This window comes from Leucobacter chironomi DSM 19883 (assembly GCF_000421845.1).
In the GTDB taxonomy this organism is placed as follows: Bacteria; Actinomycetota; Actinomycetes; order Actinomycetales; family Microbacteriaceae; genus Leucobacter; species Leucobacter chironomi.
This window is the reverse complement of the sequence record NZ_ATXU01000006.1, coordinates 126,188-148,098: the sequence shown is the minus strand read 5'-3', so window position 1 is coordinate 148,098 and position 21,911 is coordinate 126,188. Positions and strand designations below refer to the sequence as shown.

The following is a 21,911-nucleotide window of genomic DNA, read 5'->3' as shown; positions in this document are numbered from 1 at the left end:
GGTTCCATTCTATTCTTGCGCCGCTTGGAGCAGCTTGAGTTCATGCTCCTTCTCCCAGGCGTCGCGGGTGAGGCGATACCAGAGGAAGAGCGCGAAGCCGGCGAACACGATCCACTCGACCCCGTAGAAGATGTTGAGCCAGTTGACGGTCTCGGCGGGCAGCGGCGCGACCGAGTCGACGGCGTCGAGCTGCGCCTCGGCGAGCAGCGCCTCCGAGCCCCCCTCGTCGTGCAGCACGAGGTAGCCGGAGTAGACGGGGCTCTCCACGCCGGTCCACACGTTCGCGAGGAAGGCGGGGATCATCGTGCGCAACACCTGCGGATCCTCGCCCGGTTTCGGCACCTGCGGCCCCTCGGGCGGCATGAAGCGGCCCTCGACGGTGCGGGGCTCGCCGAACGCCGGATCCGCTTCGATGCGATCGATCGCCTGCTCGGCTTCGGCCTCACCGGGAGCCCAGCCGATGGCGACCGCGAGGTGCGCGCCGGGCTCGGCGTCGGGCCCGTCCGCCACGAGGTGGCCCACCACCCAGGCGCCGGACTCGCCGTCGTTCACGCGCGGCGCCACGACCCGCGAGTCGCCCGGCACGAAGGAGCCCTCGAGGTGCACGACCACGCCGGCCCCCGCGTCGGTGACCCCCATCAGAGTGTCGGAGACCTCGGCGAGCGGCCGCGGGGTCTCCGTGTCGATCTCCTCGACCGCCGCCTGCCGCACCGCGCTGTCCATCTGCCACTGCCCCAGCCACGCGAAGACCGCGGCCACGAGCATCGCGAACACGAGCGCGAGGATCCAGCGGGGCCGGCGCATGACCTGGCCGAGGGTGGGGTCGCCCAGGTACTCCGGTCGCTTCTGGCGGGGGTGCGGGGTCGGCTGCACGCCGGTCCCGGGATGAGCCGCAGGATCCGGGGAGGAAGGCTGGCTCGAGGACACCGGCTCCGCGGCCCCCTAGCGCTCGGCGTGCACGACGCCGACGCGCTGGAACTCCTTGAGTTCCGAGTAGCCGGTGGTCGCCATCGCCCGGCGCAGCGCGCCGATCAGATTGGCACTGCCGTCGGGCACGTGCGCCGGGCCGTTCACGATCTCCGAGAGCGGGGCCACGGGCGAGACGCGCAGGCGCTTGCCGCGGGGAAGATCCTCGTGGTGGGCCTCCTGACCCCAGTGCCACCCGTTGCCGGGGGCGTCCGAGGCCTTCGCGAGCGCGGTGCCCAGCATGACGGCGTCGGCGCCGCACGCCATCGCCTTGATGAGATCGCCCGAGGTGCCGAGGCCGCCGTCGGCGATGACGTGCACGTAGCGCCCGCCCGACTCGTCGAGGTAGTCGGTGCGCGCACCGGCCACGTCGGCGATCGCGGTGGCCATGGGCGCGCGGATGCCCAGCGTGACGCGGGTCGTCGACGAGGCGCCGCCGCCGAAGCCGACGAGCACGCCCGCGGCGCCCGTGCGCATGAGGTGCAGGGCCGACTGGTAGGTGGCCGCGCCGCCGACGATGACGGGAACGTCGAGCTCGTAGATGAACTGCTTGAGGTTGAGCGGCTCGCGCCCCTCCTTCGCGACGTGCTCGGCCGAGACGGTGTTGCCGCGGATCACGAACAGGTCGACGCCCGCCCGCACCACGGTCTCCGTGAACTCGGCGGTGCGGTGCGGCGACAGCGCGCCGGCGACGGTCACGCCGGCCTCGCGGATCTCGCCGAGACGCGCGGTGATGAGTTCCGGGCGGATCGGCGCCGAGTAGAGCTCGCGCATGCGGTGCACCGCGGCGACCTCGTCGTCGATGCCCGCGAGTTCGGCGAGCAGGGACTCGGGGTGCTCGTGCCGGGTCCACAGCCCCTCGAGGTTGAGCACGCCGAGGCCGCCGAGGCGGCCGAGCTCGATCGCCGTGGCCGGCGACATCACCGAGTCCATCGGGGCGCCGAGCACCGGGATGTCGAACTGGAAGGCGTCGATCGACCAGGAGGTCGAGACGAGCTCGGGATCGCGGGTGCGCCGGGTCGGCACGATACCGATCTCGTCGAAGGTGTACACGCGGCGGGCGCGCTTGCCCCGCCCGATCTCGATCTCGTTACTCACCCGACCAGTCTATCCGGCCTCCCCTGTGCGGTGGTCCGGCGGGGGCGGGACGCGTTCACCGCCCCTCCCCCGCCGTCGACGGCGCCGCTCAGTGCTGCACGGGCGGCTCCGCGCCGTGACCGGTGAGCGCCCGCACCTCCATCTCGGCGGCGAGCTGCTTCGACTCGCGACCGGGATCGGTGATCGATCCGAGCCACCCGAGCAGGAAGCCGAGCGGGATCGAGATGATCCCGGGGTTCTTCAGCGGGAAGATCGCGAAGTCCACGCCGTCGCCCAGCATGGCGGCCGGATCGCCGGAGACGACCGGGGAGAACGCGATCAGCAGCACCGCCGAGAGCAGGCCCCCGACCATCGACCACACGGCGCCGCGCGTCGTGAAGCGGCTCCAGAACAGCGAGTACAGGATCGTGGGCAGGTTCGCGGATGCGGCGACCGCGAAGGCGAGCGCCACGAGGAAGGCGATGTTCTGCCCCTGCACGCCGATACCGCCGAGGATCGCCGCAGCGCCGATCACGAGCGTCGTGATCTTCGCGACCTTCACCTCCTGCCGGGCCGAGGCCTGGCCCCGCTTCATCACGCTGTTGTAGATGTCGTGCGCGAACGACGCCGAAGCCGTGATCGTGAGTCCCGCGACCACCGCGAGGATCGTCGCGAACGCGACGGCCGAGATGAAGCCCAGCAGCAGCGGTCCGCCGAGGTGCAGCGCCAGCAGCGGAGCGGCGGAGTTCTGCCCGCCGGGGGCGTTCGCGATGGTCTCCGGGCCGACGAGCGCCGCGGCGCCGTAGCCGAGCACGAGCGTGAAGAGGTAGAAGACGCCGATGAGCCAGATCGCCCACACCACGGAGCGCCGGGCCTCCTTCGCGGTGGGCACCGTGTAGAAGCGCATGAGCACGTGCGGCAGGCCGGCGGTGCCGAGCACGAGGGCGAGCGCGAGCGACACGAAGTCGATCGGATTCGCCCCGTACTGCAGGCCGGGGGCGAGGATCGCCGCGCCATTGGCGTTCTCGGGGTTGGTGACGGCGGCGTCGAGCACTGCGCCGAAATCGAAGCGGTTGAGCGCGAGCACCCAGACGGTCATCGCGGCGGCGCCGGCGATGAGCAGCACGGCCTTGATGATCTGCACCCAGGTGGTGCCCTTCATACCGCCGATGAGCACGTAGAGGATCATGACCACGCCGACCACCGCGATCACGAGCGACTGCCCGAGCTTGTCGTCGATGCCGAGCAGCAGCGAGACGAGCCCGCCGGCACCCGCCATCTGCGCCAGGAGGTAGAAGAAGCACACCGCGAGCGTGGTGAGCGCTGCGGCCATGCGCACCGGCTTCTGGCGCAGCCGGAACGACAGCACGTCGGCCATGGTGAACTTCGCGGTGTTGCGCATCAGCTCGGCGACGAGCAGCAGCGCGACGAGCCAGGCGACGAGGAATCCGATCGAGTAGAGGAAGCCGTCGTATCCGTTGATCGCGATAGCGCCGCAGATGCCGAGGAAGGAGGCGGCCGAGAGGTAGTCGCCCGCGATCGCGAGACCGTTCTGCCGGCCCGAGAACGAGCGTCCGCCGGCGTAGAAGTCGGCAGCGCTCTTGTTGTTCCGGCTCGCGCGTATCACGATGACCATCGTCACCGCGACGAACGCGAGGAAGATCCCGATGTTGAGCACGGGGTTCTGCTGACCGGCTGCGGCTTCGAGATGGAGGATCTGCGCGTTCATCGGGAACCTCCCTCGGCACCGGCGATGCCGCTGCCGTTCGGGCCGCCCGGCGCGGCGTGCTCGAGGTCTTCGAGCTCGGCGCGCAGTGCCGCAGTGGCGGGGTCGAGCCTCCGGTTCGCGAAGGATACGTACCACATGGTGATGCCGAAGGTCGTGACGAACTGCGCCAGGCCGAGCCACAGCCCGACGTTCAGGCCGAGCATCGGCTGCGCCATGAACTCGTGCGCGTAGGCGGCGAGGACGACGTAGAGCAGGAACCAGATCATGAACGCCACCGCGATTGGGAACACGAAGCGCCGGAAGCGGTGCTTGTACTCCTGGAACTCGGGCCGTGCCTGAAATGCTTCGTAGTCGATGGGGGTGGTCTCTTCGAACCCCCGGGGTTCATTGGACATGGGGCCTCCTTGCCTCATGGGAATACGGGGAACGACGACGGTCCGCTCAGCGCGGCACCGTCACCGCCTGGGTCGCGGGCGCCGAGACGGTGTCACCGAGCGCAGCGATGAGGTCGTCGATCACGGCGGGATCCTCGATGGTGGCGGGCACGCGGTACTCCTCGCCGTCGACGATCTGGCGCATGGTCTTGCGCAGGATCTTGCCCGATCGGGTCTTCGGCAGCCGCTCGACGATCGTCACGTCGCGGAACGCGGCCACGGGTCCGATGTGCTCGCGGACGAGCCGTACGAGCTCGGCCGCGAGCTCTTCCCGCACCACGGTCTCGCCGTGCTTGAGCGCGACGAAGCCGGCGGCCCGCTGCCCCTTGAGCTCGTCGTGCACCCCGATCACCGCGCACTCGGCCACGGCCGGGTGAAGCGTCAGCACCTCCTCCAGCGATCCCGTGGAGAGCCGGTGCCCGGCGACGTTGATGACGTCGTCGGTCCGCCCCATCACGAAGAGGTATCCGTCCTCGTCGAAGTGGCCGGCGTCGCCGGTGGCGTAGTAGCCGGGGAACGCCGAGAGGTAGGAATCGACGAAGCGCTGCGAGCTCCCCCAGATGCCCAGCAACGCGCCCGGCGCGAGCGGCAGCCGGATCGCGATGTTGCCCTCGACGCCCGGCGCCGTGATGTCGGCGCCCTTCGAGTCGACGATGCGCACGTCGAAACCGGGCATCGGCACGGACGTCGAACCCGCCTTCGCCGGCAGCGTCTCGATCCCGAGGGGGTTGGCGCAGATCATCCACCCCGTCTCGGTCTGCCACCAGTGGTCCACGACGGGCACTCCGAGGCCGTCGTTGATCCAGTGCCAGGTCTCGGGATCCATCCGCTCTCCCGCGAGATACACTGCGCGCAGCGAGGAGAGGTCGTGCTTCGCGAGCTCGGAGAGCTCGGGATCCTCGCGCCGGATCGCGCGCAGCGCGGTCGGAGCGGTGGAGAGCATCTTCGCGCCGTAGCTCGACAGGATGCGCCAGAACGCTCCGGGATCCGGGGTTCCCACCGGCTTGCCCTCGTAGAGCACCGTCGTGCCGCCCGCGAGCAACGGGCCGTAGACGATGAACGAGTGGCCGACCACCCAGCCGACGTCGGACGCCGTGAAGATCGTGTCGCCCGGACCGAAGTCGTAGATGTTGCGCATCGCCCAGCCGAGTCCCACGGCGTAGCCGCCGCTGTCGCGCACGACGCCCTTCGGACTGCCCGTGGTGCCCGAGGTGTAGAGGATGTAGAGCGGATCCTCGGAGCGCACGGGCACCGGATCGGCGGGCGCGGCCTGCTCCTCCAGCGCGTCCCAGTCGAGCCACGCGACACCCGCCTCATCCGCGAAGTCGGCGGCCGACCCCGGCACCGCGTCGCGATCGCGCACGATGACCGTCTCGACGCCGGAGTCCGCGCCGCCCGCGATCTCGATGGCCCGGTGCACGAGCGGCAGGTACTCGACGACCCGCTGGGGTTCCAGGCCTCCGGAGGAGGTGACGATCACGCGGGGCTTGGCGTCCGCGATCCGCACCGCCAGCTCGTTGGCCGCGAATCCGCCGAACACGACCGAGTGGATCGCGCCGATGCGCGCGCAGGCGAGCATCGCGACCACTGCCTCGGGGGTCATCGGCAGGTAGATCAGCACCCGGTCGCCGACGACCACGCCTGCATCGCGCAGGACTCCGGCGAAGCGCGCCACTCGGTCGCGCAGCTGCGCGTAGCTGATCCGGGCGCGGGTACCGGTCATCGCGGAGTCGTAGATCAGCGCGGTCTCCTCGCCACGACCGGCCTCGACGTGGCGGTCGAGCGCGTTGAAGCAGACGTTCAGCCGTCCGTCCGGGAACCAGCGCCACTCGGTGGCGCTGCGCTCCTCGAGGGCTCGGGTCGGCGGGGTCGTCCATGACACCCGCGCGGCGGCCTCGAGCCAGAAGGCGTCGCGGTCCCGGGTGCTCCGCGCGACGATCTCCGGATAGTGCTGCCCGGGACGGGGAATCGATGTTGCTGTGCTCACTCATTTCTCCTTTGAAACTTCCGCGACAACCCTGTCGCTGTGTGCGTGGATTAGGCTATTGACGGGGGAAGCCCAGGCAATACCCCCGAAAGTTGGTAGTCCCGATGCAGCGACTCGACCCGCAGGCCCAGCAGACCCTGCTCGAACTCGCCGTGGCCGAGTTCGCCGCGGCGACGCGCTTCCCCCTGGCCTTCGGCGGCTTCGAAGCGCGCGGAACGGCGACGGTGACGGCGCTCTTCGGGCATCGCACGCTGAGCCTGCACGGCCTCTGCGTGCAGGCCGGACGGGGCCTCGGAGGACGGGCGCTCGCCGAGCACCGACCCCGGCTGACGATGGACTACCGGCGCTCGCGCCACATCACCCACGACTACGATGCGCAGGTGCTCGGCGAGGGGATCGTGGCGCTGTTCGCGCACCCCGTGATCGTCGACGGGGAGATCCGTGCGGTGCTCTACGGCGGCACCCGCGACGCGACGCTCGCCGGATCGGCGTTCGCCCGATCCGCCGCGGCCGTGGTCGCCGATCTCGCCCGTGAGATCGGGACGCAGGACGAGGTGGAGCAGCGCGCGGCCTGCCTCGCCGCGCGCCTCGCGGCCGAGCAGCAGGCGCATCATGCGCTGCCCGGGCCCGCGCTCGAGACGCTGCGCAGCAGCCACGCCGAGCTGCGCAGCATCGCCGCCGCCGTCCCCGATCCGATACTCCGGGCGCGCCTCGCCGAGGTCGACCGTCGGCTCACGACGATCGAGACGGGAGCCGCCCCCGGCACCGCGCCGGACGGCTCAGGGCACGGCCCCCGGCCCGGCGACACCGCGCGCGCCGCACCGGCGCCGCGCACGGCCGGCGCCGGTGCGAGCCCCGACCGCGTCTGCCTCACGCCGCGCGAGCTCGATGTGATTTCCCACGCCGCCCTCGGCGGGACCAATGCCGAGATCGGGCGCGCGCTCGGGCTCACCGAGAGCACGATCAAGAGCTACGTCAAGACCGCCATGTCGAAGCTGCAGGCCTCCACCAGGCACGCCGCAGTCGCGGCCGCACGCCGCCACGGCCTCATCCCCTGAAACGCGAGAGTGCCGGGATCCCGTGGATCCCGGCACTCTCTGCGGTGGCGAGGAGGCTCTGCGCGGCGGTCGGGCCGCAGCGCGGCACTCCTAGCGCTTGTAGTTGGGCGCCTCGACGACCATCTGCACGTCGTGCGGGTGGCTCTCCTTGAGGCCCGCCGAGGTGATGCGCACGAACTCGCCGCGCTGCTTCAGCTCTTCGACCGAGCGCGCGCCCACGTAGAACATCGACTGGCGCAGGCCGCCGATCATCTGGTGGGTGACGGCGCCGACCGGGCCGCGGTAGGGCACCTGGCCCTCGATGCCTTCGGGGATCAGCTTCTCGTCGCTCGGCACGTCGGCCTGGAAGTAGCGGTCCTTCGAGTAGGAGGTGCGCTCGCCGCGCGTCTGCAGCGCGCCCAGCGAACCCATGCCGCGGTAGTTCTTGTACTGCTTGCCGCCGACGAAGACCAGATCGCCGGGGCTCTCGTCGGTGCCGGCGAGCAGCGAGCCCATCATGACCGAGGACGCGCCGGCCACGAGCGCCTTCGCGATATCGCCCGAATACTGCAGGCCGCCGTCGGCGATCACGGGGATGCCGGCGGGGGTCGCGGCCTTCGCGGCCTCGTAGACCGCGGTGACCTGCGGCACGCCGACGCCGGCGATGACACGGGTGGTGCAGATCGAACCGGGGCCGACGCCCACCTTCACTGCATCGGCGCCGGCTTCGACGATCGCCTTCGCGCCGGCGTAGGTCGCCACGTTGCCGCCGATCACGTCGACGCCCGCGAAGGCGGGATCGCTCTTGATCTTCGCGATGATGTCGAGCACGCCCTTGCTGTCGCCGTTGGCGGTGTCGACCACCAGCACGTCGACGCCCGCGTCGATGAGTTCGCCGGCGCGCTTCCACGCATCACCGAAGAAGCCCACGGCCGCGCCCACGCGCAGTCGGCCGGCGTCGTCCTTGGTGGCGAGCGGGTACTGCTCTTCCTTGTCGAAGTCCTTCACCGTGATCAGACCGGTGAGGCGGCCCTCGCCGTCGACGAGGGGCAGCTTCTCGATCTTGTGCTGGCGGAAGATCGCTGCGGCGTCGTCGCGGGAGATGCCCACGGGCCCGGTGATGAGCGGCATCTTCGTCATCGCCTCGGCGACGCGCACCTGCGAGCGGTCCTTCGGATCGATGAAGCGCATGTCGCGGTTCGTGATGATGCCGAGCAGCACCCCGTTCGAGTCGACGACGGGCAGGCCCGACACGCGGTACTCGCCGCAGAGGGCGTCGACCTCGGCCACGGTCGCGTCGACCGAGGTGGTGACCGGATTGGTGATCATGCCGGCCTCGCTGCGCTTGACCCGATCCACCATCTCGGCCTGATCCTGAATCGACAGATTGCGGTGCAGAATCCCCAGGCCGCCGTTGCGAGCCATCGCGACCGCCATGCGAGTCTCGGTCACCGTGTCCATGGCCGCCGAGATCAGCGGGATGTTGAGGCGGATCCGACGCGTCAGCTGGGTCGAGGTGTCCGCATCGCTCGGGATGACGTCCGTGTGCGCCGGGAGCAGCAGCACGTCGTCGTAAGTCAGACCGGTGAACGCGAAGGGGTCACGCTGTTCCATGGAACCTCTTTTGCTGTGTGGGTTGGGCCGATGGGAGCAGGCGACCGGATCGCGGCGCCTCCCCCGATCAGTCTAAGGGAATCGGGCCGGTGTTCGTCTGCGCGGTGGGCGAACGCTTGACCTGCCCGAACCCGTCGCGCCGCTTCGCGGGCTGACTCGGCGGCGGCGCTTCGGCCTGCGCGAACGCTTCGCGTCCGCGCTGCCGGCCGAACATGTCGATGATGAGGATCACGAGCGCGATCCACACCGCGACGAAGCCGATCCAACGACTCACAGGCATCTCCTCGTGCATCACGAAGTAACCGTAGAGGAAGCCGAGGATCGGGGTGAGGAACTGCAGGAAGCCCAGATACGACAGCGGCAGACGCCTGGTGGCCTCCCCGAACAGGATGAGCGGCACGGCGGTCATGATGCCGCTCAGCATGACGAGCGCCGTGATGCCGGGCCCGAACGAGAACACGCCGATCCCGGAGAGCCCCGCGACGATCAGCAGCTGCACGATCGCGACCGGCAGCGAGGCGAAGGTCTCGATCGTGAGGCCCGTGATCCCGTCGACCTGTTCGCCCGCGTGCTTGTGCACGGCGCCGTAGAGACCGAACGACCCCGCGATCCCGAGCGCGATCCAGGGGAACGAGCCGTACGCGACCGCCGCGGTCGTGACGCCGACGGCCGCGATCCCCACCGCCCACCACTGGGGCCGCGTGAGACGCTCCTTGCGCACGACCACGCCGATGAGGATCGTGAAGAGCGGATTGATGAAGTAGCCGAGCGAGGTCTCGAGCACGTGGCCCGTCATGACGCCGATCACGAACAGCTGCCAGTTCGCGTAGAGCAGCAGCGCCGACAGCGCGAACCACCCGAGCAGCCGAGGGTTGCCCAGGATCGCACCCACCTGGCTCCAGCGGCGGGTCGCGGAGACGAGGAGCACGCAGAAGGCGAGGGTCGCGCCGACCCGCCAGGGCACCACCTCGAACGGCCCGACCATCGCGATGAGGCCGAAGTAGAAGGGGAAGATTCCCCAGATGAGGTAGGCACCCAGCCCGTATCCCAGTCCGGCGCGCGATGGTCTCACCGGCCCAGTCTATCCCCGCCGGTGCGTTCGCCCCGCATACGAACAGGCCGGGCCCCGATCCTGAGATCGGGGCCCGGCCTGTTCGAGAGGAAGCGCCTTAGCGCTCGACCACCGCGAGGATGTCGCGAGCCGAGAGCACGAGGTAGTCGGCGCCGCCGACCTTCACCTCGGTGCCGCCGAACTTCGAGTAGATCACCACGTCGCCCACGGCGACGTCGAGGGGGATGCGGGTGCCGCTGTCGGCCACGCGGCCGGGGCCCACTGCGACGACCTCGCCCTCCTGGGGCTTCTCCTTGGCGCTATCCGGAATCACCAGACCGGACGCGGTGGTCTGCTCTGCCTCGACCTGCTTGATGACGATACGATCCTCGAGCGGCTTGATGGCTACCGACACGGTTGACCTCTTTCCAATGTCTGAAGGTTCTCTCGCGCCCGCCTCGTGCGAGCGCGCCTACAGCAGAGTTTAGGACCCTGGTTGGCACTCTTGCAAGGGGAGTGCCAACCAGGCGGCGGTGGATCGCCCACAGCGAACGGGATCGGCGACCCGACCGAGCGACCCGCGACCTTCGCGGCCGCGCCGCCTAGAATCAGAAGAGACAGCCGATGCGCATCACCGCGGATCGGGATCCCGCAACCGCTCGAGGAGCAGTCATGACCACCCCGATCCCTCCCCAGCAGCCCGGCACGCAGCCCACGACGCCCTACCCCCAGGCACCGCATGCCGCTGCCCCCCAGGCCGACGCGAACGCCGTCAGGTACCAGCAGCAGGCCGCGCCGCAGACCGCCTACCGTCCGCAGCCGGCCGTGGCCACGACCCTCGGCGCGACGAACACCTACGCGGTCCTCGCCGTCATCTTCGGCTTCCTGGTGCCCATCGCCGGCATCGTCTTCGGCCACATGGGCCTGTCCCAGATCAAGCGCACCGGCGACGCCGGCCGAGGCCTCGCACTGACCGGCATGATCGTCGGCTACGCCTACTTCGCGTTCATCGCGATCTTCCTCGTCGTCTACATCGGGTTCATCGCCATGATGTTCGCGGCCATGGGCACCGCGTTCAGCGGATCCGACCTCTACTACTGACCCGGCGGCGACCCGCCGTCGCACGTCGTTCGTCGAAAGGAACCCCGTGTCCCACCCCCAGCCGCCCGCAGGCGACTTCCCCCAGAACCCCGCCGCGGGCGATGCGGCCCAGCAGCCGCAGTACGCGCAGCCTGAGCAGCCGCAACAGCCGCAGTACGCGCAGCCGCAGCAACCGCAGTACCAGCAGCCGCAGCAGCCGCAGTACGCTCAGCCGCAGCAGCCGCAGTACCAGCAGCCGGCCCCCGCGAGCTACCCCCAGCCCCAGCAGGCGTACGCGCAGCCCCAGCAGGCGTACGCGCAGCAGACCTATCAGGCCGTGTACGTCGCACCGGTACCCACCAACACGCTCGCGATCCTCTCCATGATCGCGAGCATCGTCGGCTTCTTCACCTTCGCGATCTTCGCGATCGGCGGCGTCATCATGGGGCACATCTCGCTGAACCAGATCAAGCGCACCGGCGAGAACGGACGCGGCATGGCGCTCGCCGGCCTCATCATCGGCTACGTGGCGATCGGCTTCTGGGCGCTGCTCCTGCTCTTCTACATCGTCATCATCGGCTTCGCCATCTCGGCGAGCGGATACTGACCCCTCCCGGGCGTGGGGACGACCGGATCAGGCGCCTCCGGGGGAGGCGAACGCGCAGCGCTCGCCTCCCCCGGCTGGGAGCACCTGGCGACCCCGGCGGGCGAAGACCTGCTCGCCCGCATCGCTGAAGCGCTGCACGAGGGGCGCAGTCTCGAACAGGCCGCCCGCGCGCTCCGCGCCGAGGGCGCCGATCCCGAACTGCTCGCCGCGGCGCTGACGCAGACCGAGCTGCGGGCCCGAGCCGTCGCGAAGTTCGGCGAGCGCGCCTCTGCCATGCTCTTCACGCGCGCGGCACTCGAACAGGCCACCCGCGCACGGGTGGCCGCACTGCACGCGGAGCGCTTCCGCAGCGCCGGCTGCCGCTCCGTCGCCGACCTCGGCTGCGGGATCGGCGCGGAATCGCTGGCCTTCCTGGACGCCGGCCTCGACGTGCGTCCCGTCGAGCTGGATCCCCTCACCGCGTCGTTCGCGCAGCACAATCTCTCCCTCGCGGCCGCCCACCTCGGTGCCGAGCCGCCGCTCGTGCGCGTGGGCGACGCCGAAACGATGGGCCCGGGCGACGCCGATGCGGCCTTCCTCGACCCCGCCCGGCGCACCGCCGGGCACAGCGGCACCCGCAGACTCGCCTCCCCCGACGACTATTCGCCCTCGCTGCGCTTCGCCTTCGGCCTCGCCGAGGAGCGGCCGACGGGCGTGAAGCTCGGCCCCGGCCTCGACCGCGAACTCATCCCCGACGACGCCGAGGCCCAGTGGATCTCGGTCGACGGCCAGCTCGTCGAGACCGGGCTCTGGTTCGGATCCGTCGCGCGACCGGGCGTGCGCCGCGCCGCCCTGGTGCTGCGCGGCGCCGAGGAGAGCGCCGAGCTCACCGCCGCGCACGACGCCGACGACGCCGAGGTGCGCAGCCTCGGCGACTACCTCTACGAGCCCGATGGCGCCGTGATCCGCGCCCGCCTGATCGGCACCCTCGCGGATCGGCTCGACGCCGGGATGCTGTCGGCGGGGATCGCCTATCTCACGAGCGACCGCCGCCTCGACACGCCCTTCGCGAGCGCGTTCCGGGTGCTCGAAACCCTGAGCCCCCGCGAGAAGGACCTGCGGCGCGCCCTCGCCGCCCGCGAGATCGGCGCCCTCGAGATCAAGAAGCGCGGCGCGGACGTGGATCCCGCGGCGCTGCGACGCCGTCTGAAGCTGCGCGGCCCGCGCAGCGCCACGCTCTTCCTCACGCGCGACGAGCAGGGACGCCACACCGCGCTGCTCGCCGAACGCTGCTGACCGCGGCTGCTGTTACGTTCCCCACGATCGGGGTCACTTTTGGTCGCGTGTCTGCACGACACGCGACCAAAAGTGACCCCGATTCCGAGATGAGGTTCGCGGCGAGATGGCGCGAACCAGTACGGAAACGAGAAGCGGGGCGGGCTCGGGATGATCCCGAACCCGCCCCGCCGAGGGCTCGCTACGGTCAGTAGTTCACGTCGGAGCAGGACACGGTCTGCCCGGCGATCTCCACGAACTCCGCGCCGTTCATGCACTGCTGCACCGCGTCGACACCCACACCGGCCAGGCCGACGAGGGTGACGATGAGGATGATGTAGCCGATCGTGCCGAGAGCACCGATGATGATGCCGACGACGCCGGGCACGTTGCTGGCGCCCACCTTGCGGGACTGGACCACGGCGACGATGCTGAGGATCAGGCCGATGAGCGGCATGAGGAATGCGAGGACGAGACCCACGATGCCGAGCGTCTTGCCCGGGGTGCTCTGGGGGGCCGGGGCGGCTGCGGCGTAGGCCGGCGCCTCGGGCTGGACGGGGTTTGCGGCGGGCTGGCCGCCGGGCTGGGTGTCAGACATGGTGCTCCTTCGGTCGGGCTCGACGGGGCGCTCCCCCGATCGCTCTTCCACAATAATGAAGAGCGGGCCGCGACCGCGACCCTGCGTCGGTGCGTCACCGACTCGCTGCTGAGGCGCGTCGGGTTCAGCGCACCTGGATTTCGGTCACCGGCAGGGTCGAATCGGCGCCGAAGCCGAGCCCGGAAGGTTCACGCCCGGCCGCGACCAGCTGGGCGCCGATCGAGGCGATCATCGCCCCGTTGTCAGTGCACAGCGAGAGCGGTGGCACGCGCAGTTCGATCCCGGCGGCCTCGCAGCGTTCGCGCGCGAGCTCGCGCACCCGCGCGTTGGCGACGACGCCTCCGCCGAGCAGCAGGCGCGGCACCCCCAGGTCGCGGCAGGCGGCGAGCGCCTTCGTGAGGAGCACGTCGGCGACTGCTTCGCGGAAGCTGGCTGCGACGTCGGCGACGGGCAGCGGCTCGCCGCTCTGCTCGTGCTTCTCGACCCACCGCGCCACCGAGGTCTTGAGCCCCGAGAACGAGAAGTCGTAGCGATGCCGTTCGAGGTCTTTCGGCAGGGTGAGCCCGCGCGGGAAGCGGATCGCGTGCGGATCGCCTTCGGCTGCGACGCGGTCGATCTGGGGCCCGCCCGGGTAGGGCAGGCCGAGCAGGCGCGCGACCTTGTCGAAGGCTTCTCCGGCCGCATCGTCGATGGTCTCGCCGAGCATCTCGACGTCGCTCACGAGGTCGCGCACGAGCAGCAGCGAGGTGTGTCCGCCCGAGACGAGCAGAGCGATGGTCGGCAGTTCGAGTTCGCCCACCGCACCCACGGCCTCTCGCAGGCCATCGCCCTGCAGCAGGTCGGCGCCGACGTGCCCGACGAGGTGGTTCACCGCGTAGAGGGGCTTGCCGAGGCCGACGGCGAGCGCTTTCGCGGCGGCGACGCCCACCATGAGTGCGCCGGCGAGCCCGGGCCCGCAGGTCACGGCGACGGCGTCGAGCTCGTCGAGCGTCACTCCGGCTTCATCGAGCGCTCGTTCGATCGTGGGGGTCATCGCTTCGAGGTGCGCACGCGCTGCGACCTCGGGCACCACGCCGCCGAAGCGGGAGTGCTCGTCCATCGACGAGGCGATGGCGTTGGCGAGGAGCGTGCGCCCGCGCACGATGCCCACACCCGTCTCGTCGCAGCTCGTCTCGATGCCCAGCACGAGCGGCTCGCGGGTGGTGCCGGAGGTCTCGGCGGCGTTCATCGACGGCCCTTCATCTCGAGTTTCATGATCACCGCGTCGACTCCGTCGGGCTGGTAGTAGCGAGGTCGCACGCCGAGCTCTTCGAAGCCGAGCGAGCGGTAGAGACCGCGGGCGACGGGGTTGTCGGCGCGCACTTCGAGGAATACCTCGCGCACCTCGGCGCGTTCGGCTTCGGCGAGCAGGGCGTCCATGAGTCGGCGCCCGTGACCGCCGCCGCGCACGCCGTCAGCGACGGCGATGGTCTGCACGTCTCCTTCCGAGCCCACGATCAGCAGGCCTGCGTAGCCCTGCACTGCGCCGTCCGTGTCGACCAGCACCAGGTAGCGGCGGTGGTCGGCGACGAGTTCTTCCCGCATCATCTCGCGGCTCCAGGCATCGGAGCCGAACACCGCGCTCTCGATCCGCCAGATCGAGTCGAGGTCGCCCTCCGAGGCCTCCCGCAGCGAGAGGCCGGCAGGATCGGCGGCAGGATCGGGGGCGGTGCCGGCGGCGGCCGGATCGGTGGCGGTGCGCGACTCCGGCGAGTCGGACAGGCTGCTCACGAGCTCACCCGTTTCGGGGCCCCGGGCTGCTTGACATCGGGGGCGCGCAGGTAGACCGCGCGATCCGGCTCGAACTCGCGTCCGGCGGCGAGGCGTCGCGCCGCGAGACGCACGAGCGAGGCCGCGGGAATGCTCGCGGGCCACACCTCGTTCGGCACGGCCTCGTAGTCGGCGCGCGCGACGAGCCCGGGGCCGGCCGCGCGCTCGGGGATGCCCGCCCAGTCGAGACCGGAGAACTCCGTCACGAAGAGTTCGCGGCGACGGGCGTCCTGCACCACCCGCACCCCGCTGCTCGCACCGTCGAGCACGTCGAGGGCTACGGCTTCGTGGCCCTGCACGGGCAGCAGCGGCGCGCGACGCGCGGCGGCGAAGGCGTGCGCGGCCGCGATCCCGACCCGCAGACCGGTGAACGGCCCGGGCCCGATCCCGGCCACCACGCCGGTCACCTCGGACGGGGAGACCCCGCTCCGCCGGAACACCTCGGCCAGCAGCACGCCGATCGCCTCGGCGTGCCCACGCGGATCATCGCTCGACACCTCGACGACGCGGCCGCGCGCACCCACCGCCACACCGGTGCCGATCGCCGTGTCGATCGCGAGCAGCACCCGGTCGCCCAGCTCGGGCGCTTCGATCTCGCGGCAGCGCGGCCCGGATGCGGTCGCCGGAGCAGCGGCGGTCTGCACCGGCTGCGCCGGCTGCGCTGTCTGCGATACCTGCGCTGTCGAGGCCGTCTGCGCTGTCGACATCGTCTGCGCCCGCTCCACGGTCTCGCTCATCGCAGCTCCCCCCCCGCGTCGCGGGGCTCTTCCGCATCGTCGGCGCCGCCCGAGCGGGCTGCGGCCTCGATCGAAGCGAGCGGATCACCGGATCCCGCCGACCAGCGCGGCCCGTGGCCGGTGACCGTGACCGACCGACTCTCGACCAGGGTCTCGCCCCAGTCGGGTTCTGCATCCGCGGCGCCGCCCGCGCCCAGAGCCGCGTCATCAGCACCGGCATCAGCACCGGCACCGGCACCAGCACCGGCATCAGCACCAGCGCCGCGCGGACGCTCGATCACCACTTCGATCCAGGAATCCCGTACGCCGACCACGCCGGCGCCCCACTCGGCCACCACCACCGAAGCCTCGAAATCGAGGTCGAGGTCGTCGAGTTCGTCGGCTCCGCCGCCGCTCTCGCCGCCGAGCGCGCCGAGCCGGTAGGCGTCGACGTGCACGAGCGGCGCACCGCCCACGAGCGAGGGGTGCGTGCGCGCCAGCACGAACGTGGGGCTCTGCACCGGCCCCCGCACCCCGAGCCCCTCGCCGATGCCGCGGGTGAGCGTGGTCTTGCCCGCGCCCAGCGGCCCGGTCAGCAGCACGAGATCGCCGGCGCCCAGCAGCCGGCCGAGCCGCACGCCGAAGCGGTGCATCTCGTCAGGGTCGTCGATGCGCAATCGCACGACGCGCCCCTCCGCGCTCACGCGGCACCCCCGTCGGAGGCCAGGCGCAGCACCCGGGAACCGATCCCCGCCACGATCTCGTAGTTGATGGTGCGCATGAGGCCCGCCCAGATCTCCACCGGCGGGTGCCCCAGTTCGGGGTCGCCGAACAGCACGACCGGCTCGCCCAGCGCCACCCGCCCGGCCAGCGGGCCCACGTCGACGATGAACTGATCCATGCCGATGCGCCCCACGATCGGCCGCGGTTCCCCCGCCACGGTGACCCACGCCCCCGCGCCGTTGAGGGCGCGCGGCATGCCATCGGCGTAACCCATGGGCACGAGCGCGAGCGTCGTCGCGGTCTCGCAGACGTGGTTGAAGCCGTACGAGACGCCGGTGCCCGCCGGCACGCCGCGCAGCGCGACGATCTCGGAGCGCAGCGTCATCGCCGGAACCAGGCCGAGCTGCGCCGAGGTCTTGTCGGCGAAGGGGCTCAGCCCGTAGACGGCCATGCCCACGCGAACAGTGTTGTAGTGCAGGTGCGGTGAGGAGAGCGTCGCGGCGCTGGCCGCCAGGTGCTGCATCTCGGGGTCGATGCCCGCCTCGCGCAGCTGCGCGATCGCCTCGTCGAAGCGCGCCGCCTGACCTCGGTCGTTCTCGTCGCCGGCGTTCGCGAGGTGGCTGAAGATGCCGCGCACGCGCACCAGCCCCTCCCGCGAGAGCTCGGCGGCCCGGGCGAAGAGCGCCGTCCACTCGTCCGGAGCAGCGCCGTTGCGGCTGAGCCCGGTGTCGATCTTCAGCTGCGCCGTGGCGGTGCGGCCAACCCGCCGCGCCGCGTCGGCGAGCGCTTCGAGCTGCTGCACATGGCTGACGCCGATCTCGATGTCGGCGGCCACGGCATCCGCGAAGTCGACGCGCACCCCGTGCAGCCAGCACAGGATCGGAGCCTCGATGCCGGCCTCCCGCAGCGCCAGAGCCTCCTCGAGATCAGCGGTCGCGACCATCGCCGCCCCGCCCGCCAGCGCCGCCTCGGCGGCGATGCTCGCGCCGTGGCCGTAGCCGTCGGCCTTCACCACCACGATCACCGCGCCGCCCGTCAGCTCGCGCACGCGAGCGACGTTGTGCCGGATCGCCGACAGGGAGATCTCCGCGACCCGCATCGACCCTGTTCTCATGTCGTCTCCGATTCCTGCTCCGGCGTCGGACGATCCGTCGTCGGCGATGCTGCGAGCGTACCGCCGACCTCCGACATTCCCGCGATCGGCGCCGCCGATTCCACGATCACGAACGCTGTCGCCACCCCGGCGTCGTGCGTCATCGAGAGATGCGCGCGATCCGCCCCGCGCCCTGCGAGCGCCGCCACGAGCGCAGGCGTCGCAGCGAACGACGGAGCGCGATCCGCATCCCGCACCACCTCGAGATCGTGCCAACCCAGCCGGCCCGAACCGCCGAGCGCCTTGATGAGCGCCTCCTTCGCGGCGAAGCGAGCGGCGAGCGAGGCGAGCGGCAACTCGCGCTCGGCCGGCGCGAACAGCCGCGTCCGCAGGGACGGGGTGCGCTCGAGCTGCCGCTCGAAGCGCGCGATGTCGACGGTGTCGACGCCGATCCCCCGGATCATGGCTCCCTCGGTCTCAGACGGTTCCGACTGGCTGGAATGAGCGACGGCTCACTCCACCGTGACCGACTTCGCGAGGTTGCGGGGCTGATCGACGTCGAGCCCCTTCACCGTCGAGAGCTCCAGCGCGAACCACTGCAGCGGCACGACCTGCAGCAGCGGCTCGAAGAGGGCGTCGGCGAGAGGAAGCCGGATCACGTCGTCGGCGAACGGCAGCACCGCGGTGTCGCCCTTCTCGACCACGGCGATCACCCGGGCGCCGCGAGCACGGATCTCCTGGATGTTCGACACGACCTTCGAGTGCATCAGCGGCGAGGTGCGCGGGCTCGGCACCAGCACGAACACCGGCTGGCCGTGATCGATGAGCGCGATCGGCCCGTGCTTCAGCTCGCCCGCAGCGAAACCCTCGGCGTGGATGTAGGCGATCTCCTTGAGCTTCAGCGCGCCCTCCAGCGCCACGGGGTACCCCACGTGGCGGCCGAGGAACAGCACCGAGCGCGTGTCGGCCATCCAGTGCGCCAGCTGCGCGATCTGATCGTGCGTGTCGACCGCCTCGCGCACCTTCGCGGGCAGCTCCTCGAACTGCTGCACGGCCTGCGCCGAGACCTCGGCCGACAGCGTGCCGCGCACCCGTCCCAGGTGGAGACCCACGAGGTACAGCGCCGTGATCTGCGCGATGAACGCCTTGGTCGAGGCGACCGCCACCTCGGGGCCGGCGTGCGTGTACACGGCTGCGTCGGATTCGCGCGGGATCGTGGCGCTCTGCGTGTTGCAGACCGAGACGGTGGTGACACCGCGCTCGATCGCGTACTTCACGGCCATGAGCGTGTCCATGGTCTCGCCCGACTGGCTCACCGAGATCACCATGGTGCGGTCCGAGAGCACCGGATCGCGGTAGCGGAACTCGTGGCTCAGCTGCACCTCGACCGGGATGCGAGCCCACTTCTCGATCGCGTAGGCAGCGACCTGGCCGGCGTACGACGCCGTGCCGCAGGCGATGATGACGATGCGCTCGATGCCTCGCAGTCGCTCGTCGCCCAGCTCGGTGAGCTCGGGGATCTCGACGCCGGCGTCGGAGATGCGGCCGCGCACCGTGTTCGCGACGGCGTCGGGCTGCTCGTTGATCTCCTTCGCCATGAACGACGACCAGCCGCCCTTGTCGGCGGCCTCGGCGTCCCACTGCACCTCGTACTCGGAGAACTCGACGGGGGTGCCGGCGAAGTCGGTGATGCGCACCTCGTCGGGCGTGATGATCGCGATGTTGTCCTCGTCGACCGCGACGGCGCGGCGCGTCGCCGACACGAAGGCCGCCACGTCGGAGCCGAGGAAGTTCTCGCCCTCGCCGAGGCCCACCACGAGCGGCGAGTGGTGGCGCGCGGCCACCACCTTGCCGGGCTCGTCGCGGTGCATCGCGAGCAGCGTGAAGGTGCCGTGGAGGCGGGTGACCACCGAGCGCAACGCGCTCTCCAGGTCGCCCTGACGCGCCACCTCGCGGCCCACGAGCGCAGCCACCACCTCGGTGTCGGTCTCGCTGATGAGCTCGATGCCGTCGGCCTCGAGCTCGGCGCGCAGCTCGGCGAAGTTCTCGACGATGCCGTTATGGATCAGGGCGAGCTTGCCGCCGTCGCCGAGGTGCGGGTGCGCGTTGGCATCGGTCGGACCGCCGTGCGTCGCCCACCGGGTGTGCCCGATGCCGGTGCCCGTGGCCTGCACGGGGCTGGCCTCCAGCAGTTCCTCGAGACGCGCGAGCTTGCCGGAGCGCTTGCGAACGGAGATCTCACCCGTCTCGTCGACCACCGCGATGCCCGCGGAGTCGTAGCCGCGGTACTCGAGGCGGCGCAGACCAGTGATGAGCGCCTCAACCGTATCGTTGGGGCCGACGTATCCGACGATTCCACACATGGGGTCAAGTTTAGTGGCACGATGGATGAACGATGGCCGAGTACAGCACCCCCGACCCCGCGCGTGTCGAAGACGCTCCCCGCGAGCCCCGCCCTCGCGGCGCACTGAGCACCGACACCCAGGCGCTCATGCGCCCCGAGTTCACGTCGCCCTTCACGGAGATCGACCGCGCCGAGTGGTCGCGCCTCGCCGGCGAGACGCCGATGCCGCTCACCGAGCAGGAGATCGACGCCTTCCGCGGCCTCGGCGAACCGCTCGACCTCGCCGAGGTCTCCGAGGTGTACCTGCCCCTCAGCCGTCTCATCAACCAGTACGCGATCGCGACTCGGGAGATGCACCAGCGCACGCGGGGTTTCCTGCAGCGCAACGGCGAGCGGCAGAGCCCCTTCGTGATCGGGATCGCGGGATCCGTCGCCGTGGGCAAGTCGACGGTCGCGCGCATCCTGCGAGATCTGCTGGCCCGCTGGCCCGAGACGCCGAGCGTGCAGCTCGTCACCACCGACGGCTTCCTCTACCCCACCCGCGAGCTCGAGCGCCGCGGCATCGTGCACCGCAAGGGCTTCCCCGAGTCGTACGATCGCCGCGCCCTGCTGCGCTTCGTGTCGCAGGTGAAGGCGGGCGTCGAGGAAGTGCGCGCCCCGGTATACAGCCACCTCGTCTACGACATCGTGCCCGACCAGTTCACCGTTGTGCGGCAGCCCGACATCCTCATCGTCGAGGGGCTCAACGTGCTGCAGCCGGCCTCGATGCAGCACCCGCTCGCGGTGAGCGACCTCTTCGACTTCTCGCTCTACGTCGATGCGCGGGTGTCCGACATCCAGCGCTGGTACCGGACGCGCTTCCTGCACCTGCGCGAGAGCGCATTCTCGAACCCGCGGTCGCACTTCCGCCGCTTCGCCACGCTCAACGACGAGGCGGCCAGCGCCATCGCCGACGAGTTCTGGAACAACATCAACGAACCCAACCTGGTCGAGAACATCCGGCCGACACGGGCGCGGGCCACACTGGTGCTGCGCAAGGAGGCGGATCACCGCGTGCAGAAGGTGCTGTTGCGGAAGTTGTAGGGATTCCCCTCCGTCCCGTCCATATGGAATCTGCCGGAGATATGCCGCTATCACCCGGATCCTCCATATCGACGGCAGATCCCATACCGACGGCAGACCACCGTCACGCCATGCTCTGGGCCCCGTCGATCGACTCGCGGATGATGTCGGCGTGCCCGGCGTGCTGCGCGGTCTCCGCGACGATGTGCAGCAGTGCGCGGCGGATCGACCACGCCGCGTCGGTGTTCCAGGGCGCCTTCGGCAGTTCGTACGTGGCGTCGAGGGACGGTTCGGATCGGACGAGCCCGTCGACCTCGGCGGCGACCTCCTCGTAGGCCGCGAGCACGCCCTCCAGCGTCTCGTCCGGCTGCAGCTGGAACTCCCGCTCGCGCCCGGCGAAGTCCTCGGCGGTCCACTCGGAGAACGGTTTGTGCCCCTGCATCATCGCCTCCGCTCCGCCTCGGATGAACCTGGCCCAGCCCTGCTCGACGGCCGACACATGCTTGATGAGGCCCCCGATCGAGAGCGTGCTCGCGGTGGGCTGCAGAGCGGCCTGCTCGGTGGTGAGGCCGCGGGCGGTGTGCCGCAGGAAGAAGCGCGCGTGCGCAAGGCTCGCGAGCAAGTCGGTGCGTTCGCCGTCGAGCGGCGCGGAAGAGGTATCAGTGCTGAGCATGGTGCTGGTCCTTTCGGTGGCCTGGTATCACCTACGCTAGAAGCAATAGCGGCCAGT

At 70.7% G+C, this 21,911-nt stretch carries 22 protein-coding genes; 5 read left to right on the top strand and 17 right to left on the bottom strand.

The features are described from left to right. Positions 1-9: 9 nt before the first annotated feature. The 5 genes from H629_RS0108365 to H629_RS0108345 form a co-directional block, all read right to left on the bottom strand. On the bottom strand, positions 10-873 hold the full coding sequence (locus H629_RS0108365; protein ID WP_240471080.1) for an SURF1 family protein: 864 nt from the start codon (positions 871-873) through the stop codon (positions 10-12). Between the two features lie 69 nt (positions 874-942). Next, positions 943-2,064, bottom strand: coding sequence for a GuaB3 family IMP dehydrogenase-related protein (locus tag H629_RS0108360; protein ID WP_024356824.1), 1,122 nt, complete (start codon positions 2,062-2,064; stop codon positions 943-945). 88 nt (positions 2,065-2,152) lie between these two features. Further along, complete coding sequence (locus tag H629_RS0108355) at positions 2,153-3,772, bottom strand: solute symporter family protein (RefSeq protein ID WP_024356823.1); 1,620 nt, start codon at positions 3,770-3,772, stop codon at positions 2,153-2,155. Next, complete coding sequence (locus tag H629_RS0108350; RefSeq protein WP_024356822.1) at positions 3,769-4,167, bottom strand: DUF485 domain-containing protein; 399 nt, start codon at positions 4,165-4,167, stop codon at positions 3,769-3,771. The genes H629_RS0108355 and H629_RS0108350 overlap by 4 nt, the downstream gene beginning before the upstream one ends. A 46-nt stretch (positions 4,168-4,213) precedes the next feature. Continuing rightward, positions 4,214-6,193: an AMP-binding protein gene (locus H629_RS0108345; RefSeq protein WP_024356821.1), complete on the bottom strand. Its 1,980-nt coding sequence runs from the start codon at positions 6,191-6,193 to the stop codon at positions 4,214-4,216. Positions 6,194-6,297: 104 nt separating this feature from the next. On the opposite strand from H629_RS0108345, the gene H629_RS0108340 reads away from it, so the two are divergent. After that, complete coding sequence (locus tag H629_RS0108340) at positions 6,298-7,251, top strand: helix-turn-helix transcriptional regulator (protein WP_024356820.1); 954 nt, start codon at positions 6,298-6,300, stop codon at positions 7,249-7,251. Between the two features lie 90 nt (positions 7,252-7,341). On the opposite strand, the gene guaB is transcribed toward H629_RS0108340, so the two are convergent. The 3 genes from guaB to groES form a co-directional block, all read right to left on the bottom strand. Further along, a complete protein-coding gene (guaB, locus tag H629_RS0108335) occupies positions 7,342-8,844 on the bottom strand; it encodes an IMP dehydrogenase (protein ID WP_024356819.1) in 1,503 nt (500 codons plus the stop codon). Positions 8,845-8,911: 67 nt separating this feature from the next. Beyond that, entirely contained in the window at positions 8,912-9,916 is a 1,005-nt protein-coding gene (gene rarD, locus H629_RS0108330; RefSeq protein WP_024356818.1) for an EamA family transporter RarD, read from the bottom strand. Between the two features lie 97 nt (positions 9,917-10,013). After that, the gene (groES, locus tag H629_RS0108325) at positions 10,014-10,310 is read right to left on the bottom strand and encodes a co-chaperone GroES (protein WP_024356817.1); all 297 of its coding nucleotides are present in this window, start codon (positions 10,308-10,310) and stop codon (positions 10,014-10,016) included. Positions 10,311-10,567: 257 nt separating this feature from the next. Between groES and H629_RS0108320 the strand changes: the two genes are divergently transcribed. From H629_RS0108320 to H629_RS0108310, 3 genes are all read left to right on the top strand, one after another. Next, positions 10,568-10,996 carry a DUF4190 domain-containing protein gene (locus tag H629_RS0108320; RefSeq protein WP_024356816.1) on the top strand — a complete coding sequence of 143 codons (429 nt, stop codon included), beginning with the start codon at positions 10,568-10,570 and terminating at the stop codon, positions 10,994-10,996. 46 nt (positions 10,997-11,042) lie between these two features. After that, positions 11,043-11,582, top strand: a complete 540-nt coding sequence (locus tag H629_RS15575; RefSeq protein ID WP_024356815.1) for a DUF4190 domain-containing protein — start codon at positions 11,043-11,045, stop codon at positions 11,580-11,582. A gap of 120 nt (positions 11,583-11,702) precedes the next feature. Continuing rightward, positions 11,703-12,857 (top strand): THUMP-like domain-containing protein, encoded by a 1,155-nt coding sequence (locus H629_RS0108310; RefSeq protein ID WP_240471082.1) that lies wholly within the window; start codon positions 11,703-11,705, stop codon positions 12,855-12,857. Positions 12,858-13,044: 187 nt separating this feature from the next. On the opposite strand, the gene H629_RS0108305 is transcribed toward H629_RS0108310, so the two are convergent. From H629_RS0108305 to glmS, 8 genes are all read right to left on the bottom strand, one after another. Next, a complete protein-coding gene (locus H629_RS0108305; RefSeq protein ID WP_024356813.1) occupies positions 13,045-13,434 on the bottom strand; it encodes a hypothetical protein in 390 nt (129 codons plus the stop codon). 124 nt (positions 13,435-13,558) lie between these two features. Continuing rightward, entirely contained in the window at positions 13,559-14,662 is a 1,104-nt protein-coding gene (gene tsaD / locus H629_RS0108300; protein WP_024356812.1) for a tRNA (adenosine(37)-N6)-threonylcarbamoyltransferase complex transferase subunit TsaD, read from the bottom strand. Next, positions 14,659-15,204, bottom strand: coding sequence for a ribosomal protein S18-alanine N-acetyltransferase (gene rimI / locus H629_RS0108295; protein ID WP_024356811.1), 546 nt, complete (start codon positions 15,202-15,204; stop codon positions 14,659-14,661). Before rimI ends, tsaD begins: the two co-directional genes overlap by 4 nt. Then, the gene (tsaB, locus tag H629_RS0108290; RefSeq protein ID WP_240471079.1) at positions 15,201-15,980 is read right to left on the bottom strand and encodes a tRNA (adenosine(37)-N6)-threonylcarbamoyltransferase complex dimerization subunit type 1 TsaB; all 780 of its coding nucleotides are present in this window, start codon (positions 15,978-15,980) and stop codon (positions 15,201-15,203) included. Before tsaB ends, rimI begins: the two co-directional genes overlap by 4 nt. Continuing rightward, positions 15,977-16,642, bottom strand: a complete 666-nt coding sequence (gene tsaE, locus H629_RS14985; protein ID WP_420835249.1) for a tRNA (adenosine(37)-N6)-threonylcarbamoyltransferase complex ATPase subunit type 1 TsaE — start codon at positions 16,640-16,642, stop codon at positions 15,977-15,979. The genes tsaB and tsaE overlap by 4 nt, the downstream gene beginning before the upstream one ends. 17 nt (positions 16,643-16,659) lie before the next feature. Next, a complete protein-coding gene (gene alr, locus H629_RS0108280; protein ID WP_024356808.1) occupies positions 16,660-17,796 on the bottom strand; it encodes an alanine racemase in 1,137 nt (378 codons plus the stop codon). Then, positions 17,793-18,239 carry a holo-ACP synthase gene (locus H629_RS0108275; protein WP_024356807.1) on the bottom strand — a complete coding sequence of 149 codons (447 nt, stop codon included), beginning with the start codon at positions 18,237-18,239 and terminating at the stop codon, positions 17,793-17,795. The genes alr and H629_RS0108275 overlap by 4 nt, the downstream gene beginning before the upstream one ends. A 48-nt stretch (positions 18,240-18,287) precedes the next feature. Continuing rightward, the gene (gene glmS / locus H629_RS0108270) at positions 18,288-20,138 is read right to left on the bottom strand and encodes a glutamine--fructose-6-phosphate transaminase (isomerizing) (RefSeq protein ID WP_024356806.1); all 1,851 of its coding nucleotides are present in this window, start codon (positions 20,136-20,138) and stop codon (positions 18,288-18,290) included. A 128-nt stretch (positions 20,139-20,266) separates the two neighbouring features. On the opposite strand from glmS, the gene coaA reads away from it, so the two are divergent. Further along, positions 20,267-21,202 carry a type I pantothenate kinase gene (gene coaA / locus H629_RS0108265; protein WP_029746748.1) on the top strand — a complete coding sequence of 312 codons (936 nt, stop codon included), beginning with the start codon at positions 20,267-20,269 and terminating at the stop codon, positions 21,200-21,202. A 103-nt stretch (positions 21,203-21,305) separates the two neighbouring features. Here the strand turns inward: coaA and H629_RS0108260 are convergent, their stop codons facing one another. Continuing rightward, positions 21,306-21,854, bottom strand: a complete 549-nt coding sequence (locus tag H629_RS0108260; RefSeq protein WP_024356804.1) for a DinB family protein — start codon at positions 21,852-21,854, stop codon at positions 21,306-21,308. Between the last annotated feature and the right edge of the window lie 57 nt (positions 21,855-21,911).

Excerpts from the sequence above, each read along its gene's own strand:
- H629_RS0108355 (WP_024356823.1), bottom strand. The coding sequence starts at position 3,772 with ATGAACGCGCAGATCCTCCATCTCGAAGCCGCAGCCGGTCAGCAGAAC.
- H629_RS0108350 (WP_024356822.1), bottom strand. The coding sequence starts at position 4,167 with ATGTCCAATGAACCCCGGGGGTTCGAAGAGACCACCCCCATCGACTAC.
- H629_RS0108340 (WP_024356820.1), top strand. The coding sequence starts at position 6,298 with ATGCAGCGACTCGACCCGCAGGCCCAGCAGACCCTGCTCGAACTCGCC.
- guaB (WP_024356819.1), bottom strand. The coding sequence starts at position 8,844 with ATGGAACAGCGTGACCCCTTCGCGTTCACCGGTCTGACTTACGACGAC.
- H629_RS0108320 (WP_024356816.1), top strand. The coding sequence starts at position 10,568 with ATGACCACCCCGATCCCTCCCCAGCAGCCCGGCACGCAGCCCACGACG.
- H629_RS0108305 (WP_024356813.1), bottom strand. The coding sequence starts at position 13,434 with ATGTCTGACACCCAGCCCGGCGGCCAGCCCGCCGCAAACCCCGTCCAG.
- tsaD (WP_024356812.1), bottom strand. The coding sequence starts at position 14,662 with ATGAACGCCGCCGAGACCTCCGGCACCACCCGCGAGCCGCTCGTGCTG.
- tsaB (WP_240471079.1), bottom strand. The coding sequence starts at position 15,980 with ATGAGCGAGACCGTGGAGCGGGCGCAGACGATGTCGACAGCGCAGACG.
- alr (WP_024356808.1), bottom strand. The coding sequence starts at position 17,796 with ATGAGAACAGGGTCGATGCGGGTCGCGGAGATCTCCCTGTCGGCGATC.
- H629_RS0108275 (WP_024356807.1), bottom strand. The coding sequence starts at position 18,239 with ATGATCCGGGGGATCGGCGTCGACACCGTCGACATCGCGCGCTTCGAG.
- glmS (WP_024356806.1), bottom strand. The coding sequence starts at position 20,138 with ATGTGTGGAATCGTCGGATACGTCGGCCCCAACGATACGGTTGAGGCG.
- coaA (WP_029746748.1), top strand. The coding sequence starts at position 20,267 with ATGCGCCCCGAGTTCACGTCGCCCTTCACGGAGATCGACCGCGCCGAG.
- H629_RS0108260 (WP_024356804.1), bottom strand. The coding sequence starts at position 21,854 with ATGCTCAGCACTGATACCTCTTCCGCGCCGCTCGACGGCGAACGCACC.